16 protein-coding genes are annotated in these 15,388 nt (G+C 67.9%); 4 read left to right on the top strand and 12 right to left on the bottom strand.

The features are described 5' to 3' along the window. The 3 genes from ABW16_RS25035 to ABW16_RS22020 form a co-directional block, all read right to left on the bottom strand. On the bottom strand, positions 1 to 126 hold a 126-nt coding region (locus ABW16_RS25035; RefSeq protein WP_459542295.1), incomplete at its 3' end, for a WXG100 family type VII secretion target. Positions 127 to 206: 80 nt separating this feature from the next. Continuing rightward, complete coding sequence (locus ABW16_RS22025) at positions 207 to 1,415, bottom strand: PPE family protein (RefSeq protein ID WP_047321333.1); 1,209 nt, start codon at positions 1,413 to 1,415, stop codon at positions 207 to 209. Between the two features lie 14 nt (positions 1,416 to 1,429). Continuing rightward, complete coding sequence (locus ABW16_RS22020; protein WP_047321332.1) at positions 1,430 to 1,729, bottom strand: PE family protein; 300 nt, start codon at positions 1,727 to 1,729, stop codon at positions 1,430 to 1,432. Positions 1,730 to 2,235: 506 nt separating this feature from the next. Between ABW16_RS22020 and ypfJ the strand changes: the two genes are divergently transcribed. Beyond that, positions 2,236 to 3,108 carry a KPN_02809 family neutral zinc metallopeptidase gene (gene ypfJ / locus ABW16_RS22015; RefSeq protein WP_047321331.1) on the top strand — a complete coding sequence of 291 codons (873 nt, stop codon included), beginning with the start codon at positions 2,236 to 2,238 and terminating at the stop codon, positions 3,106 to 3,108. On the opposite strand, the gene ABW16_RS22010 is transcribed toward ypfJ, so the two are convergent. Then, positions 3,105 to 3,977: a dihydrodipicolinate synthase family protein gene (locus ABW16_RS22010; RefSeq protein WP_047321330.1), complete on the bottom strand. Its 873-nt coding sequence runs from the start codon at positions 3,975 to 3,977 to the stop codon at positions 3,105 to 3,107. The two genes, ypfJ and ABW16_RS22010, sit on opposite strands and share 4 nt — an antisense overlap. Before the next feature lie 14 nt (positions 3,978 to 3,991). Beyond that, positions 3,992 to 4,777, bottom strand: coding sequence for an aldolase (locus ABW16_RS22005; protein WP_047321329.1), 786 nt, complete (start codon positions 4,775 to 4,777; stop codon positions 3,992 to 3,994). Positions 4,778 to 4,860: 83 nt separating this feature from the next. Between ABW16_RS22005 and ABW16_RS22000 the strand changes: the two genes are divergently transcribed. Together ABW16_RS22000 and ABW16_RS21995 are read left to right on the top strand one after the other, a co-directional pair. Then, positions 4,861 to 5,406 carry a helix-turn-helix domain-containing protein gene (locus tag ABW16_RS22000; protein WP_047321328.1) on the top strand — a complete coding sequence of 182 codons (546 nt, stop codon included), beginning with the start codon at positions 4,861 to 4,863 and terminating at the stop codon, positions 5,404 to 5,406. Further along, positions 5,403 to 5,744, top strand: a complete 342-nt coding sequence (locus tag ABW16_RS21995; RefSeq protein ID WP_047321327.1) for a gamma-glutamylcyclotransferase family protein — start codon at positions 5,403 to 5,405, stop codon at positions 5,742 to 5,744. The genes ABW16_RS22000 and ABW16_RS21995 overlap by 4 nt, the downstream gene beginning before the upstream one ends. 10 nt (positions 5,745 to 5,754) lie before the next feature. On the opposite strand, the gene ABW16_RS21990 is transcribed toward ABW16_RS21995, so the two are convergent. The 3 genes from ABW16_RS21990 to ABW16_RS21980 all read right to left on the bottom strand — a co-directional run bounded on the left by ABW16_RS21990 (position 5,755) and on the right by ABW16_RS21980 (position 8,321). Continuing rightward, entirely contained in the window at positions 5,755 to 6,309 is a 555-nt protein-coding gene (locus ABW16_RS21990) for a hypothetical protein (protein ID WP_047321326.1), read from the bottom strand. A gap of 72 nt (positions 6,310 to 6,381) precedes the next feature. Then, positions 6,382 to 7,647 carry a histidine--tRNA ligase gene (hisS, locus tag ABW16_RS21985; RefSeq protein WP_047321325.1) on the bottom strand — a complete coding sequence of 422 codons (1,266 nt, stop codon included), beginning with the start codon at positions 7,645 to 7,647 and terminating at the stop codon, positions 6,382 to 6,384. Continuing rightward, positions 7,644 to 8,321 carry an MBL fold metallo-hydrolase gene (locus ABW16_RS21980; RefSeq protein ID WP_200900704.1) on the bottom strand — a complete coding sequence of 226 codons (678 nt, stop codon included), beginning with the start codon at positions 8,319 to 8,321 and terminating at the stop codon, positions 7,644 to 7,646. The genes hisS and ABW16_RS21980 overlap by 4 nt, the downstream gene beginning before the upstream one ends. Before the next feature lie 109 nt (positions 8,322 to 8,430). Between ABW16_RS21980 and ABW16_RS21975 the strand changes: the two genes are divergently transcribed. Then, positions 8,431 to 9,315: a peptidylprolyl isomerase gene (locus ABW16_RS21975; protein WP_047321324.1), complete on the top strand. Its 885-nt coding sequence runs from the start codon at positions 8,431 to 8,433 to the stop codon at positions 9,313 to 9,315. A gap of 101 nt (positions 9,316 to 9,416) precedes the next feature. Here the strand turns inward: ABW16_RS21975 and ABW16_RS21970 are convergent, their stop codons facing one another. From ABW16_RS21970 to secF, 4 genes are all read right to left on the bottom strand, one after another. Further along, positions 9,417 to 11,741, bottom strand: a complete 2,325-nt coding sequence (locus tag ABW16_RS21970; protein ID WP_047321336.1) for a RelA/SpoT family protein — start codon at positions 11,739 to 11,741, stop codon at positions 9,417 to 9,419. Between the two features lie 111 nt (positions 11,742 to 11,852). After that, positions 11,853 to 12,395, bottom strand: coding sequence for an adenine phosphoribosyltransferase (locus ABW16_RS21965; protein ID WP_047321323.1), 543 nt, complete (start codon positions 12,393 to 12,395; stop codon positions 11,853 to 11,855). Then, positions 12,392 to 14,050: an ABC transporter substrate-binding protein gene (locus ABW16_RS21960; protein WP_047321322.1), complete on the bottom strand. Its 1,659-nt coding sequence runs from the start codon at positions 14,048 to 14,050 to the stop codon at positions 12,392 to 12,394. The genes ABW16_RS21965 and ABW16_RS21960 overlap by 4 nt, the downstream gene beginning before the upstream one ends. 6 nt (positions 14,051 to 14,056) lie before the next feature. Next, on the bottom strand, positions 14,057 to 15,388 hold the full coding sequence (gene secF / locus ABW16_RS21955; protein WP_047321321.1) for a protein translocase subunit SecF: 1,332 nt from the start codon (positions 15,386 to 15,388) through the stop codon (positions 14,057 to 14,059).

Genomic DNA, 15,388 nt, shown 5'->3' with positions numbered 1-15,388 from the left:
ACCGGAGATGTTCGTCGACGACGCCCACATCCGACGCGCCTCGTCCTCCACCGTCTGCGCATGCACATCAAAACGGCCCGCCATCGAACGCATCGCGTCCGGATCAGTCATAAAACGTGTTGCCATGATTTTCTCCCTCTTGCTCGGAATTCGTTGTGATGCCGGGCGCCGACCCGGCGGACACGTGTGTGTTCAGGCCCCTTCCGCTACCCGCCAGCCGGCGAACGGGGCATAACTTTGGGGGCCTTGGCAGCGATCGCGCCCATTCCACGTCCGGCCATCGCGCCCATCATGGCGTGGCCGAACGGGCCGCCCGGCAGCCCGGAGGCCGCCGACATGGTCTGGATCGGGGCACTGACCGTGGTGGCAGGCAGCACCGGGGCGGCGCGGACCATGCCGTCGGCGGCCGTCGCCCAGGCTCCCGGCACCTTCAGTGCGCCCATGGAGGCGGCCTGGCCGAGCTTGGCGGAGATCGCGTTGGTGGCCGAGCTGAAGTGGCCGGCGAGCACGCCGACGGCGCCTTGCAGCTTGTCGTTGACGAAGTCGCCGATCTGGGTCATCAAAGTGCCGGCACCGCTCGCGCCGGCGGTCTGTCCCGCCAACGCGCCCGCCGTACCGCCTACTGCCCCCATCCGGGCGAGCTGCGGCAGCATCATCAGGAAACGCACGCCCATCATGCCGATGGAGGAAGCCCCGGTGAGGGGTGACATCGCGGAGTTCAGCTGGCTCACCGGGGTCGCCATCAAGGTGTCCATGCTGGACGGCAAGACGCTGGTGTCGAGCCCGAGCGCGTTGAGGTAACTACCCACTGTGGTGAAGTCGTAGCCCGAGTTGCCAGGGACTCCGGTACCGGGCTGCGGCCCTCCTTCGGCCGACCCCGGCGTGGTCGCCTGTGCGGACTGCGGCACCGCCGAGGGCTGCTGCAGCGCGTTGTTATTGGCCTCGGCCGAGGCGCTGTAGGTGTCCATCGCGGCGCCGTCGGTCGCCCACATCACTTCGTACTGGTGCTCGGTGGCCTGGATCAGCGGGGTGTTCTGGCCGAAGAAGTTGGTCGAGATCAAGGCCAGCAGCATCGCCCGGTTAGCCGCGATCACGGCGGGCGGCACCGACGCGGCCCGCGCCGCCTCGAACAGCCCGGCCGCCTGGGTGGCCAGTGCGGCGTTCGTTGCGGCAGTGGCCGAGGCCTGTTCCAGCCAGGCCACATAGGGGGCGGTCGAGGCTGTCGCCGCAGCCGAGCCGACCCCGGTCCAGGTCGAGTCCAGGTTCGCGATCACCGAGTGCGTCGCTGTTGCCGACGTCATCAGCTCGCTCGAGAGCTGGGTCCACGCTGCCGCGGCCTCCAGCAGTGGACCCGAACCGGGCCCGGTATAGATCAACCCGGAGTTGATCTCCGGTGGAAAGATACTGAAGCTCATCGATACGCCCCGCTTCAGCCGGCGGCCGCGGCGTTGACAGCCTCGGCGAGGGCGTAAGCGTTCGCGTTGCTACCCAAGGTGGCCGCGATCTGCTGGTGCACCGCCGCCGCCTGCGCACTGAGCTCCTGGAACAGGGACCCGTGGGCCGAGAACTGGGCAGCCGTCATCGCCGACACCAGGTCGGCGGCGGGCGCCGTCACACCCGTGGTGGGAGCAGCAGCGGCGGAGACCCCCGCGGTCATCGAGTCGCCGATACCGGAAAGGCTTCCGGCGGCCGCCGTCAGAATCTCTGGCTGAGCGGTTACGAACGACATTGTTCCTCCTGGGGGCGTGCAAGCGTCTAGTTGAAGTGTGGGTGGGAGTGTTGGGTATTCGAAGTCTGCGTCAATACTTGACGTAGATCACTCTAGCGGACAGTTGTAATAACGGTCTGATAAAGCTGGGGCTGCCGAGACGAACGAGAACTCGCGACCGACGCACCACCGGTCCCTGGAAGCACGAGTTGACACGTTCACCGAGCAGACAACCTCTCTTGCAAGTTAGGGCAGATAGCTGCGGCGGCCGTCGCGGGAAGAGTCCGATTGCGGCCGGATGCAGAACGTAACACCGCCGCGACCACGCGGTACAGCGGCGCGACAAACATTCAGTAAAGGTTTGGGATCTGGTCAGACAACGCTCTATTCACTTAGCCAAGGCGCGGATTTGTGGCGTTGAACCGGGCTGAACCGGGCCTGGGGGCGGGGGCCGGTGTGCGAAGCTAAGGTGCCCAAATCGGCCGGCAGGCCACCATCAACCTACGGACAACCCCACGGAGCGTGCGATGACCTTCAACGAGGGTATGCAGATCGATACCAGCACCACCTCCTCAGGCGGCGGCCGTGGGATGGCGATCGGTGGCGGCGTGGCCGGCCTGGTGATCCTGGTGGTGGCGCTGTTGCTGGGGGCCGATCCCGGCGATGTGCTCAGCCAGCAGCCCGTGGATCCGGGCCAGTACACGGCACCGGGTTTCGACCTCGATAAGTGCCGGACCGGCCAAGACGCCAACAAATACGTGCAGTGCCGGGTGGTCGCCACGGCCAACTCGGTGGATGCGGTGTGGTCAGACCTGCTGCGCGGGTACACCCGTCCGCGCGTGCAGCTGTTCAGCGGACAGACGTCCACCGCCTGTGGGGCGGCCAGCAGCGCCGTCGGACCGTTCTACTGCCCCGCGGACCAGACCGCCTACTTCGATACCGACTTCTTCAAGGTGCTCGTCGACCGGTTCGGCTCCAGCAGCGGGCCGCTCGCGCAGGAGTACGTGGTCGCCCACGAGTTCGGCCACCACGTGCAGAACCTGCTCGGCGTGCTCGGCCGGGCTCAAACCGGGGCGCAGGGCGCGTCTGGCGCCGGGGTGCGCACCGAGCTGCAGGCCGACTGCTACGCCGGGGTGTGGGCGCACTACGCCTCGGTGACCAAGCAGGAGGGCACCGGGGTGCCGTTCCTGAAGCCGCTCACTGACCAGGACATCAGCGATGCGTTGTCCGCGGCGTCGTCGGTGGGTGACGACCGCATCCAGGAGGCCGCCACCGGCCGGGTCAATCCGGAGTCCTGGACCCACGGCGCGTCGGCGCAGCGTCAGCACTGGTTCACCGTCGGCTATCAGACCGGAGACCCCAACCAGTGCGACACCTTCGCCGCCAGCGACTTGGGCTAAACCGCGAGTAGCCCGCGCAGCTCGGCACGGCCGGCCTCGTCGAGCGGCAACAGTGGGCGACGCGGTTCTCCAGCCGGTACCCCGAGCATGTCCAGGCCGGCCTTGACCGTGGTGGGCAGGCCGCCGGCCACGATGAACTCCAGCAGCGGCTTGAGTTCGTGGTAAAGCGCCTGGGCCTGGTCCAGCTCACCGGCCGTGACCGCGGTGTAGAGGTCCAGGCACGGCTGCGGACGCAGATTGGGCGCCGCGGTGCACCAGCCGGCGGCGCCGGCACGCAGCGCGTCGAGCACCAGCGGGTTGCTGCCGTTGAAGAACGGCAGCCGCCCGCCGGTCAGCTCGGCGATCCGCTGCATCCGGCTCAGGTCGCCGGTGGACTCCTTGACCATCGTGACGTGCTCGATGCTCTCGAACATGCCGACCAGCAGTTCCGGACTCATGTCGATCCCGGAGGTCGCCGGGTTGTTGTACGCCACGATGTCGATGTCGATGGCGTCCGAGATGGCCGCGTAGTGCGCGATGATCTCGCGTTCGGAGAGTTTCCAGTACGACACCGGTGCGACCATCACCGCGTCGGCGCCGGCCTGCGCGGCATAGCGGGCGCGGCGCACGGTACCTGCGGTGGTCAGGTCCGACACCCCCACCAGCACGGGCAGCCGTCCGGCGACTGCGTCGATCGAGGCGTCGACGCAGGTGTCGAATTCACCCTCGTCGAGGTAGGCGAGCTCGCCGGTGCTGCCCAATGGGGCGATGGCGTGCACCCCGGCCTCGATCAGCCGGTCGATGACGGTGGCCAGGACCACGGTGTCGATGCCGCCGTCACGGAACGGTGTCACCGGATAGCCGATAACGCCGTGCAACTGTGCTGCCACGAGGGACTCCTTGCTTATCGGGTGATCGCGTCGGGGTGCCCGGCCAGTGCGCGGCGGGCGTAGTAGGCGAAATTGGCCTGGCTGCGGTTGGGCAGCAGCGTCCAGTCGTGGGCTTCGCGGGCCAGCTTCTCGGGGAGCTCCTTGATGGTCCCGGCGGCCATGGCAGCCAGTTGCAGTGCGGCGGCGCGCTCGATCAGCACCGCCAGTGAGCAGGCCTCCTCCACGCTGGCGCCGGCCACGATCTGGCCGTGGTGCGCCAGCAGGATCGCCTTCTTGTCGCCGAGGGCCGCGGAGATGATCTCGCCCTCCTCGTTTCCGACCGGAACCCCCGGCCAGAGCGGCAGAAAGGCGCAGTCGTCGTAGAGCGGTGTGGTGTCCATGTGCGAGACGACCAGCGGGGTTTCCAGCATGGACAGCGCCGCGACGTGAAACGGATGGGTGTGCACGATGCACTGCACATCCGGGCGGGCCCGGTAGATCCAGCTGTGGAAACGGTTGGCGGGGTTGGCCATACCCTCGCCCTCGATGACATTCAGGTCTTCGTCGACGAGCAGCAGATTGGCGTCGGTGATCTCGTCGAACCCGAGACCGAGCCGCTGGGTGTAGTAGGTGCCCCGGGCCTCGGCCCGGGCGGTGATCTGCCCGGCCAGGCCGGAGTCATGTCCACGGTCGGACAGCGCCCGGCAGGTCAGCGCCAGCTTTTGGCGTGTGGACCACTGGGTTCCGGCGAAGTTCTCCGCGAAGCGTTGCTCCGCGCGTTGCATGAGATCGGATTTGGAATCGTCGAATGTGGTGCCCATGGCAGCTCCTCGGTGACGGGAGATGATGACACGACTATATGCGATAGGACACCTTGTGTCATCTGCTGTGTCATCATGGGTCCATGACGGAACTGCTGCGCACCGTTCGCAAGCAGCGAGGCCTCACCCTCGAAGGACTCGCCGAGCGCACGGGACTGACCAAGAGCTACCTGTCCAAGATCGAACGCAGTCGCAGTACGCCGTCCATCGCGACGGCTATCAAGGTGGCGCGGGCCCTGGACGTCGATGTGGCGCAACTGTTCTCCGAGCGCGGACACCAGGACATGATCGCCGTAGACCGGGCCGCGGACCGCGGCCAGGATCGGCAGCGCTACCGCGCGATAGCCGCGAACATGCTGGGAAAGTCGATGTCCCCGTTCGTGGTTCGCCCCTCCGGGCACGCCGACCGCCGCGGAGACGGTGAAGTCGATCCGCTGCACACGCTCCATCAGGGCCAGGAGTTCGTATTCGTCCATGCCGGGACTGTGGAGCTGGAGTACGGCGACGCCACCTGGACCCTGGCCGCCGGCGACAGCGCCTACTTCGACGCGTCGATCAGCCATCGCATCCGCACCGTCGGAAGCCAGCCCGCCGAGGTGCTCGTCGTTGCCGAGACGAGTTCGCAATGAGCACAGAGCTGCTGTTCTCCTACGGCACGCTGCAGCTACCCGAGGTGCAGCGCAGCACGTTCGGGCACGAGCTCGATGGCCGGCCCGATGCGATCGTCGGCTATGACCTGGACTACGTGACGATCACCGACCCGCACGTGGTGGCCGTCAGTGGCAGCGACCGTCATCCGATCCTGCGTCCGTCGGAGGCGCATGACGCCTGTGTTCCCGGCACGGTGTTCGCGATCAGCGCCGCCCAGCTGGCGGCCGCCGACGAGTACGAAGTCGACGCCTACCGGCGGATTTCGGTGCCCCTGCGCTCCGGTGCGCGAGCCTGGGTGTACGTGTTCGCCGGCTGAGCCGGATCGCTCACCAGGGCCGGGTAGCGCAGGACACTCCGCTGCCGCCCTGCTGTGACACCACCACTTCGCCGTCGACGGCGATCTCACAGTGGAACTCCGGGTTGGTGCGCAAGCCTCCGCTGGCGGTCACCAGCGCCCACTGGCTCGGATCGGCCAGCGTGGTGGTGTAGACCACCGGCTGTCCCCCGCCGATCGGCACCCGCACCGTCTCGAGGTACTCCGAGGAGTTGGCGTTGTAGGCGGCCATGCTGGGCGGGTCGGTCTTGATGTAGGAGATGTTGCCGGTCAGGTCACTGGTGGCGGTGATGGTGTAGGTGACCTCGTGGCCGCCGGTCGTGGACTTCTTCGGGGCGTCGGCCGACGGCTCCGACGCATTCTCGGTCGGGGCGGGCGCCGGGGACGGCGCCGCATTCTCGGTGGGCGATGCCGCCGGGTTCTCGGTTGGCGATGCTGGGCTGGTCTCCGGGTCCGCAAGAGACGTCGCATGGCTGGCTGCCACTCCCGCGGCGGCCATCAGCAACACCGTGCCGAACTTGACTGTCACGTTCCGCATGATCGTCATACCGCGCCACGCTACCGGAGGGCCGGCTCCGACGAGGTCCAGCAGCTGCCCCGCACGCCCGCACCCACGCTGTCAGGCGCCGCTCAACCGCCTGCGCACCTCGGCGACAACGCCCTCGATCGGCACGTCGACCTGCTCCCCGGTGGCGAGATTCTTCACGCCGACGGTGCCGGCCTCCAGGTCGCGGTCCCCGGCAACCAGGGCGATGACCGCCCCGGAGCGGTCGGCGGCGCGCATCGCTCCTTTGAGGCCGCGGTCCCCGTAAGCCAGGTCCACTCGTACCCCGGCGGCCCGCAACTGCGCGCCGATCACGGCCAGCCGCAGTTTGGCCGCCTCGGACAGACCCACCCCGAACACATCGCATCGGCTGGTCTGCCCCACGGCCTTGCCCTCGGCGGCCAGCGCGAGCAGGGTGCGGTCCACGCCGAGCCCGAAGCCGATCCCAGACAGGTCCTGTCCCCCGAGCTGACGCATCAGCCCGTCGTAGCGGCCGCCGCCGCCGATCCCCGACTGCGCACCCAATCCGTCGTGCACGAATTCGAAGGTGGTCTTGGTGTAGTAGTCCAGGCCGCGCACCATGCGCGGGTTGATCACGTAGGGCACCCCGAGCGCATCCAGGTGGGCCAACACGGTGTCGAAGTGTGCCTTGGCCGCATTGGAGAGATGGTCGAGCATGACCGGGGCGTCAGCGGTCATCTCACGCACGTGCGGGCGCTTGTCGTCGAGCACCCGCAGTGGGTTCAGCTGTGCGCGCTGGCGGGTCTCCTCATCGAGATCGAGCCCGAACAGGAACTGCTGCAACAACTCTCGATAAGCCGGGCGGCAGGTGTCGTCACCCAGCGAGGTGATCTCGAGCCGGAAACCGTCCAGGCCCAGCGAGCGGAAGCCGGCGTCGGCGACCGCGATCACCTCGGCGTCCAGCGCCGGATCGTCCACCCCGATCGCCTCGACCCCGACCTGTTGCAGCTGCCGATAACGGCCGGCCTGCGGGCGTTCGTAACGGAAGAACGGCCCCGCATAGCAGAGCTTGGCCGGCAGCTGACCGCGGTCCAGGCCGTGCTCGATCACCGCGCGCATCACGCCTGCCGTGCCCTCGGGCCGTAGCGTCACCGAACGGTCGCCGCGATCGGCAAACGTGTACATCTCTTTGGAGACCACATCGGTGGACTCCCCCACCCCGCGGGCGAACAGTGCGGTGTCCTCGAAGATCGGCAGCTCGATGTCGCCGTAACCGGCGCGGCGAGCAACCGCCAGCAGTCCGTCGCGGACCGCGACGAAACCGGCCGAGGCCGGCGGAACGTAGTCGGGCACCCCTTTGGGTGCGGCAAAGGTGCTCACGCACTCAGCCCTTCTAGGAACGGGTTGTAACGGCGCTCCGCGCCGATGGTGGTCTTGGGTCCGTGGCCGGGCAGCACCACGGTCGCGTCGTCGAGGCAGAGCAGCTTGTCGACGATCGAGGTCAGCAGATCACGGCCGCTGCCCCCGGGCAGGTCGGTGCGGCCGACCGAGTTCTGAAACAGGGTGTCCCCGCTGAACACCACCTCCGCGGCATCACCTTCGACCCGGAAGATCACCGAGCCGCGGGTGTGCCCGGGCGTGTGGTCGACAGTCACCGTGGTGTCGCCCAGCCCGATCTTGTCGCCATCGCGATCCAGTTCGATCAGCTGCTTGGGCTCGGCGAACATCGCTTTGCTCAACACGCCGAACAACGCCTGCCCGGGCACCGTGCCGAAGGAGCGCAGCGGGTCGGTGAGCATGAATCGGTCCTCGGGGTGAATGTAGGTGGGACAGCCGTAGGTGTCGGACACCTTCTGCGCCGACCAGATGTGGTCGATGTGGCCGTGCGTGAGCAACACCGCGGACGGCGTCAGTCGATTCTCGTCAAGAACACGCCGCAGCCTGGCCATCGCGCGCTGCCCGGGGTCGACGACGATCGCGTCAGAGCCCTGCCGCCGCGCCAACACATAGCAGTTGCACGCCAGCATTCCAGCGGGGAATCCGGTGACCAACACGCCGACCAGTTTCCCATTGCGCGCCCGGTCGGCGGTGACGCGGTCGGCGCAGGCGCGCTCTGGCAGACTTGAGGCCCGACTCAGTCCGCGAGCCAGGAGGTTACCGCCGGTGCCCACGAACTCAGAGCGGCGTGCCGCCGCCAAGCGCAATCTGGACCTACAGGTGCAGCAGCGTGCCGAGGCAGCCCGCAAGCAGCGCCGGCTGCTGATGATCCTCGGCGCCGCGGCGGCGGTGCTGCTGATCGCCGGGGTGGTGTTCGTGGTGCTGCGCGACAACGATCCGGGCAACGTCAACGCGAGCGGCTCCTCGGACTCGAGCACCTCGGAGTCCGCGGAATCCTCCGCGACGCCGGGGGCGGCGGGGCAGCTGCCGAAGTTCACCGCATCGCCGCAGCTGGGCGCCGACTGCCAGTACCCCAAGGCGCGTCCGGCCACCAAGGCCGTCGAGCCGCCGCGGTCCGGCAAGGTCCCGACCGACCCGGCCGAGGTCAGCGTGTCGATGATGACCGACCAGGGCCCCATCGGGTTGATGCTCAACAACGCCCAATCCCCTTGCACCGTCAACAGTTTCATCAGCCTGGCGGCCAAGGACTTCTTCAAAGACACCCAGTGCCACCGGCTGACCACATCGCCGATGCTCAGCGTGCTGCAATGTGGGGATCCGGCCGGCGACGGCACCGGCGGCCCGGGCTATGAGTTCGACAACGAGTACCCCACCGACCAGTACTCCTTGGGCGACCCCGCGGCCCAGCAGCCGGTCACCTATCCTCGTGGCACGGTGGCGATGGCCAACGCCGGACCCGGCACCAACGGCAGCCAGTTCTTCCTGGTCTACAAGGATTCGATGCTGCCGCCGCAGTACACGGTGTTCGGCAAGATTCAGGACGACGGCCTGGCCACCCTGGACAAGATCGCCGCGGCCGGCGTGCAGGGCGGCGGTGAAGACGGCCCGCCGGCGACCAAGGTGACCGTCAAGTCGGTGCTGCCCGACTAAGCGTGACCGAGCGGGCACTGCCCGTCTTGCGCGAGCGTGCGTATTCCCGGTTGCCGACCGGCGTGTCGGGCCGGGGACACGCACACTCGCGGAAGAAGAAATCAGGCCGCCGACGTCACCCGGTAGACGTCGTAGACGCCCTCGACGTTGCGGACCACGTTGAGCAGGTGGCCGAGATGCTTGGGGTCGCCCATCTCGAAGGTGAACCGGCTGATCGCCACCCGGTCCCGTGAGGTGGTGACCGACGCCGACAAGATGTTGACCTTCTCGTCGGCGAGCACCTTGGTGATGTCCGACAGCAGCCGGTGCCGGTCCAGCGCCTCGACCTGAATGGCGACCAGGAACACCGACGAGGGCGACGGCGCCCACTTGACCTCGATGATCCGTTCGTCCTGTTGGCGCAGCGCGTCGGCATTGGTGCAGTCGGTGCGATGTACGCTCACCCCGCCGCCGCGGGTGACGAAACCCATGATCTCGTCGCCGGGCACCGGGGTGCAGCACTTGGCCAGCTTGGTCAACACGCCGGTGGCGCCGGGAACCGCAACACCGACGTCGTCGGTGTGACGCTCGCGGCGCGAAATGGTCAGCGGCGTGGAACGTTCGGCCAGATCCTCCTCGGCCTGGTCCACCCCACCGAGCTGGGCCACCAGCCGCTGCACCACGTGGTGCGCCGAGATGTGGTTCTCGCCGACGGCGGTGTAGAGCGCGGACACATCGCTGTAGTGCAGTTCGCGGGCCACCGCCGCCATCGACTCGCCGTTGACCAGTCGTTGCAGCGGCAGACCGGCCCGGCGCACCTCGCGGGCCATCGCGTCCTTGCCGGACTCCAGGGCCTCCTCGCGACGCTCCTTGGCGAACCACTGGCGGATCTTGGCCTTGGCCCGCGGCGACACCACGAACTGCTGCCAGTCCCGCGACGGCCCGGCGTTCTGCGCCTTCGAGGTGAAAACCTCGACCACTTCCCCGTTTTCGAGCTTGCGCTCCAGCGCCACCAGCCGGCCGTTGACGCGGGCACCGATACAGCGGTGACCGACCTCGGTGTGCACCGCATAGGCGAAGTCGACGGGAGTGGAGCCGGTGGGCAGCGTGATGACGTCACCCTTGGGCGTGAACACGAAGATCTCTTTGACGGCCAGGTCATAGCGCAGCGACTCGAGGAACTCACCCGGGTCGGCCGCCTCCCGCTGCCAGTCCAGCAGCTGGCGCATCCAGGCCATGTCGTCGATCTCGGCGGCGGTGCCCAGGTGCGGAACACCGTTGCGGCCCTTGGCCTCTTTGTAACGCCAGTGGGCGGCGATCCCGTATTCGGCGGTGCGGTGCATCTCCCGGGTGCGGATCTGGATCTCCAGCGGTTTGCCCTCCGGACCGATCACCGTGGTGTGCAGCGACTGGTAGACCCCGTAGCGCGGTTGGGCGATGTAGTCCTTGAACCGGCCGGCCATCGGCTGCCACAGCGAGTGCACGACGCCGACGGCGGCGTAGCAGTCCCGGATCTCGTCGCAGAGAATCCGCAGCCCCACCAGGTCGTAGATGTCGTCGAAGTCGCGGCCGCGGACGATCATCTTCTGATAGATCGACCAGTAGTGCTTCGGCCGGCCTTCGACGGTCGCGGTGATCTTCGACTTCGCCAGCGTGTTGACGATCTCGGCACGCACCTTGGCCAGGTAGGTGTCGCGTGACGGCGCGCGGTCAGCCACCAGCCGCACGATCTCCTCATAGCGCTTGGGGTGCAGGATCGCGAACGACAGATCCTCGAGCTCCCACTTGACGGTGGCCATGCCCAGCCGATGTGCCAGCGGCGCAATGACTTCCAGCGTCTCGCGTGCCTTGCGGGCTTGTTTCTCGGGCGCCAGGAAGCGGATGGTGCGCATGTTGTGCAGCCGGTCGGCCACCTTGATCACCAGCACCCGCGGGTCACGCGCCATCGCGATGACCATCTTGCGGATGGTCTCGGCCTCGGCGGCCGTGCCCAGCACCACCTTGTCCAGCTTGGTCACCCCGTCGACCAGGTGAGCGACCTCGTCGCCGAATTCGCCGGCCAGCGCCTCGAGGGTGTAGCCGGTGTCCTCGACGGTGTCGTGCAGCAGCGCGGCCACCAACGTGATGGTGTCCATGCCCAGCTCGGCCAGGATGGTGGCAACAGCCACCGGGTGGGTGATGTAGGGGTCCCCCGAGTGGCGCAGCTGGGTGGCGTGCCGCTGCTCGGCGACCTCGTAGGCGCGTTGGAGCAGCGCCAGATTGGCTTTCGGATAGTACTGCCGGTGCACCGCCACCAGCGGCTCCAGCACCGGGCTGAGCGCGCCACGTTGGGCGGTGATGCGTCGGGCAATCCGGGCCCGCACCCGCCGGGAGGCGCTGGTCGGGACCTTGAGCAGGTCGGTGCGCTCGGTGGGCGAGTCCTGGGCGATGGCCTCCGACACCGCCACCGGTTGGCTGGTGTCGGCGTTGTACCGAGCTTCGTCGGAGCCCGGCTCGGAGCCTTGCGCTAAGCCGTGTTCAGGGCCCACTGTGCTCACCTCCGATCACGAGAATATCGACTAAATCCGGTGCAGGCTGGCCAGCTGCAACGGTGCCACGGCGGCGCGACCGCCCAGCCCCGCCAGCTCCAGCACCACCGCCGCCGCAACCACCTCGGCTCCCGCCCGACACAACAATCGCCGTGTAGCGGCCAGGGTACCGCCGGTGGCCAGCACGTCGTCGAGGATCACCACCCGGCGCCCGGCCAACTCGATTCCGTCGGCCGGAATCTCTAACACAGCGGTTCCATACTCGAGCTGATAGTGCTCCGAGAGCACCGGCGGTGGCAGCTTGCCGCCCTTGCGGACCGCCAGCGCGCCCACCCCGAGCCGGTCGGCGACCGCCCCGGCCAGCAGAAACCCCCGTGCGTCGATACCGGCCACCAGATCAGCGCCGGCAGCGGCTCGAGCCAGCGCATCGGTGACCACGGCCAGTCCGGCGGCGTCGGCGAAGACCGGAGTCAGGTCTTTGAAGGCGATTCCCGGTGTGGGAAAGTCCGCCACCTCACGGATCAGCGACGCGATGATCTGACCGGGGCCTGCCGCAGGCCCGGCCTGGTTCACTGTTGCAGCTCCCAGCGGTCCATATTCCAGCCCGCGCCCCACCGGGTGGGGTTGGCGGCCACACCGTAGGTCTTCTTCGACGACAGCAGGGTGCGCTGCTGTCGGTACAGCGGCAGCGTCGGCATATCGGCCCACAGCACCGGGGCGCTCTCGGCGAGCAGCCGGACCATCTCCGCGGGGTCGGCGGTGACGGCCAGCGCGGAGACGACGCCGTCGATCTGATCGTTGTGGTAGCCGGACAGGTTGTTGCCGTTGCCGCTGAACAACTCGTAGGCGTCCACCACCGACGATCCGCTCGACCCGCTGCCGGTGGATCCCCCGGTGCTGGCGAGCAACACGTCGATCTGCCCTTCGCGCAGAGCCAGCGGGCCGATGGCATCGGAGGCCACCTCGGTGACGGTGATGCCGGCGGGCGCGCACGAACTGCTGATCGCCCCGATCACCGCGGCCAGCCGGGTGTTGGGACCGCGGTAGCCGATGCGCACCGTCAGCGGCTTGCCGCCCAGGGCGTCACGAGCTGCGTCGGGGTTTGCGTGGGTGAACTGTTCGGCCTCGGGCACGTTCTCGGCCTGGTCGAAGGCGTCGTCCATGGCGGTGTTGAGCCGGGAGTTCACCACCGGAACGCCCGCGTCGTGGGCGATGACATCGCGCGGGGTGCACAAGGCCACCGCCCGGCGCGCGGGAGTCTCCGACAGCGGGCCGGACGGGGCGAAGATGAGCTGCTCGATGCCGCCCGAGGGGCTGTCGCTGCTCTGGTAGTCATCCGGGGTTATCAGCGACCCGGCGGACCCGGTTGCGACGTCGACGACCTCGATGACGCGTTTGTTGACCCGGTCGGCGATGTCGTTGGTCTGCGGCCATACCGTGATCCGCTTGGTGACCGGCTTGGCGCCCCACCACAGGTCGTTGGCCACCAGCACCACGGCGCCTCCGTCGAGCACCGAGTCGATCTTGTAGGGCCCCGACGACGGGAAGTGCCGCAGGTCAGCGCCGCGGTCGAGCTGCCAGGTGGTGTTCCAGGCGTCGGCGATCTTGGCGATGACCTCCTCGGCGGGACCCAGCTTGCCCAGCACGGCGTCGGTGGTGTTCACACCGAGCTTGTCGGCGATGATGTGCGACGGCATCATCGAGGTCGCGGTGAACAGTTCCTCGTAGTCGACGATGTTGCGGTCCGCGAAGAACGACACCCGGGCCTTCTTGGCACCGGGCTGGCATTCGATGTTCTCGATGTCGAGGTAGCCGGCCCGGCTTGCGGCATCGAACCCCGGGAACCGGCCGGACTGGGCCGCCCACGCCAGCACCAGGTCGTCGCAGGTGATGGGCTTGCCGTCGGAGTACACGGCCGCGTCGGCGATCTGATAGTCCAGCACCAGCGGGGCGCGGCCCACCACGGAGATGCTGCCGAAGTCGTGGTCGGTGACGATCTGGCCGTCCGGCCCGTGGTAGCCGAAGCCGATCAGGGTGCGGGAGAACGCCTGGGGCCCCGCCGACGCCGCACCGGCCACCGTAGTGCTGTTGTAGGTGATCAGACCGCCGTCGACGGCGTAGTCGATCTGGTCGACGGTGGCACTGGTGCACGCCGGGACCGACCAGACGCCAAGGCCGGTGATGATCGCCACCAGCAAGGCCGCAGCGTGCCGACAGCGGGCCGCCATCGCCGGTTACCGACCGGCGCCCGGCTTGCCGGTCGGACGCTGGCTGCGCCGGCTGGTGGGGCGGACCGGCTTTGCGCCGGGAGCCGGGGCGCTCGGCGCCGTCGCCACCGCAGCTTCGTCTCCGCCGCCAGTGGTGTCCTCGTCGTCTCCGGCGTCCTCGGTGCCGCCCGTGCCTTCGCTGCCGGCCGGTGCCACTTTCGAACCGGCCGCGGCATTGCGTCGCCGCATCACCCGGCGGGTGTGGTTCTGCACCAGCTCGGTGCGTTCCCGCAGCGTGACCAGCAGCGGTGTGGCCAGGTAGATCGATGAATAAGTGCCGACGACGACGCCGACCAACTGCACCAGCGCGAGGTCCTGCAGCGTGCCCACTCCCAGCAGCCACACGGCGACCACCATCAGCGAGATGATCGGCAACGCCGAGATCAGGCTGGTGTTGATCGACCGCATGAAGGTCTGGTTGATGGCCAGGTTGGCCTGCTCGGCGTAGGTCAGCTTGGGTTTGTGCTCGAAATCGTGGGTGTTCTCCTCGACCTTGTCGAACACGATGACGGTGTCGTAGATCGAGAACCCGAGAATGGTCAACAGGCCGATGACGGTGGCCGGTGTGACCTCGAATCCGACCAGCGAATAGACCCCGGCGGTGACGAGAATGTCGAAGACCATCGAGATCATGGCCGACAGGGTCATGTACCACTCGTAGCGCACGGTGATATACAGCGACGCCAGCAGCAGGAACACCACCAGGGCGATCACGGCCTTCTGGGTGATCTGCCCGCCCCAGGTCTCCGACACCGCCGAGTCACTGATCGCCTGCTTGCTCGGCTCACCGTTGGGGCCGACGGGCTGGAAGGCGTCGAACAGGTCGTCGCGCAACTTCTCGGTCTGCTCGTTGGTGAGCGTCTCGGCGCGGATCTGCACCGTCGCCGAGTTGCCGTTGCCGACCACGACCACCGACTCAGGGCTGTTGCCGACGCTCTTACGGAACACCTCTTCGACCTGGGTGACGCTGGTGTCTCCGCGCGGGAAGGACACCTTGGTGCCGCCGGCGAAGTCGATGCCGAAGGTGAAGCCGCGGACCAGAATGCTGACTATCGCGATCGCGACCATCGCGCCGCTGATCGCGTACCACATCCGCCGCTTACCGATGACCTCGAAAGCACCGGTGCCGGTGTAGAGCCGCGACAGGAAACCGTGCTTCGGCGCCTTGGTCGAGGTTGCCTTCTTGCGGGCGCCTTCATCGACGGCGGTCCGACTCTTGGTGAGCTCGACGGCTGCGGCGTCGCCTTTCGCGGACTTCGTCGCGCGCTTCGTGCCGCTACTGGTGTTCGGTTTGGCCAT

This window comes from Mycolicibacter heraklionensis, from assembly GCF_001021505.1.
GTDB lineage: Bacteria > Actinomycetota > Actinomycetes > Mycobacteriales > Mycobacteriaceae > Mycobacterium > Mycobacterium heraklionense.
This window is presented reverse-complemented; position numbering and strand designations above follow the sequence as displayed.

Excerpts from the sequence above, each read along its gene's own strand:
- ABW16_RS22000 (WP_047321328.1), top strand. The coding sequence starts at position 4,861 with ATGACGGAACTGCTGCGCACCGTTCGCAAGCAGCGAGGCCTCACCCTC.
- ABW16_RS22025 (WP_047321333.1), bottom strand. The coding sequence starts at position 1,415 with ATGAGCTTCAGTATCTTTCCACCGGAGATCAACTCCGGGTTGATCTAT.
- ABW16_RS21995 (WP_047321327.1), top strand. The coding sequence starts at position 5,403 with ATGAGCACAGAGCTGCTGTTCTCCTACGGCACGCTGCAGCTACCCGAG.
- ABW16_RS22005 (WP_047321329.1), bottom strand. The coding sequence starts at position 4,777 with ATGGGCACCACATTCGACGATTCCAAATCCGATCTCATGCAACGCGCG.
- secF (WP_047321321.1), bottom strand. The coding sequence starts at position 15,388 with ATGGCCAAACCGAACACCAGTAGCGGCACGAAGCGCGCGACGAAGTCC.
- ABW16_RS21990 (WP_047321326.1), bottom strand. The coding sequence starts at position 6,309 with ATGACGATCATGCGGAACGTGACAGTCAAGTTCGGCACGGTGTTGCTG.
- ABW16_RS22020 (WP_047321332.1), bottom strand. The coding sequence starts at position 1,729 with ATGTCGTTCGTAACCGCTCAGCCAGAGATTCTGACGGCGGCCGCCGGA.
- ypfJ (WP_047321331.1), top strand. The coding sequence starts at position 2,236 with ATGACCTTCAACGAGGGTATGCAGATCGATACCAGCACCACCTCCTCA.
- ABW16_RS21960 (WP_047321322.1), bottom strand. The coding sequence starts at position 14,050 with ATGGCGGCCCGCTGTCGGCACGCTGCGGCCTTGCTGGTGGCGATCATC.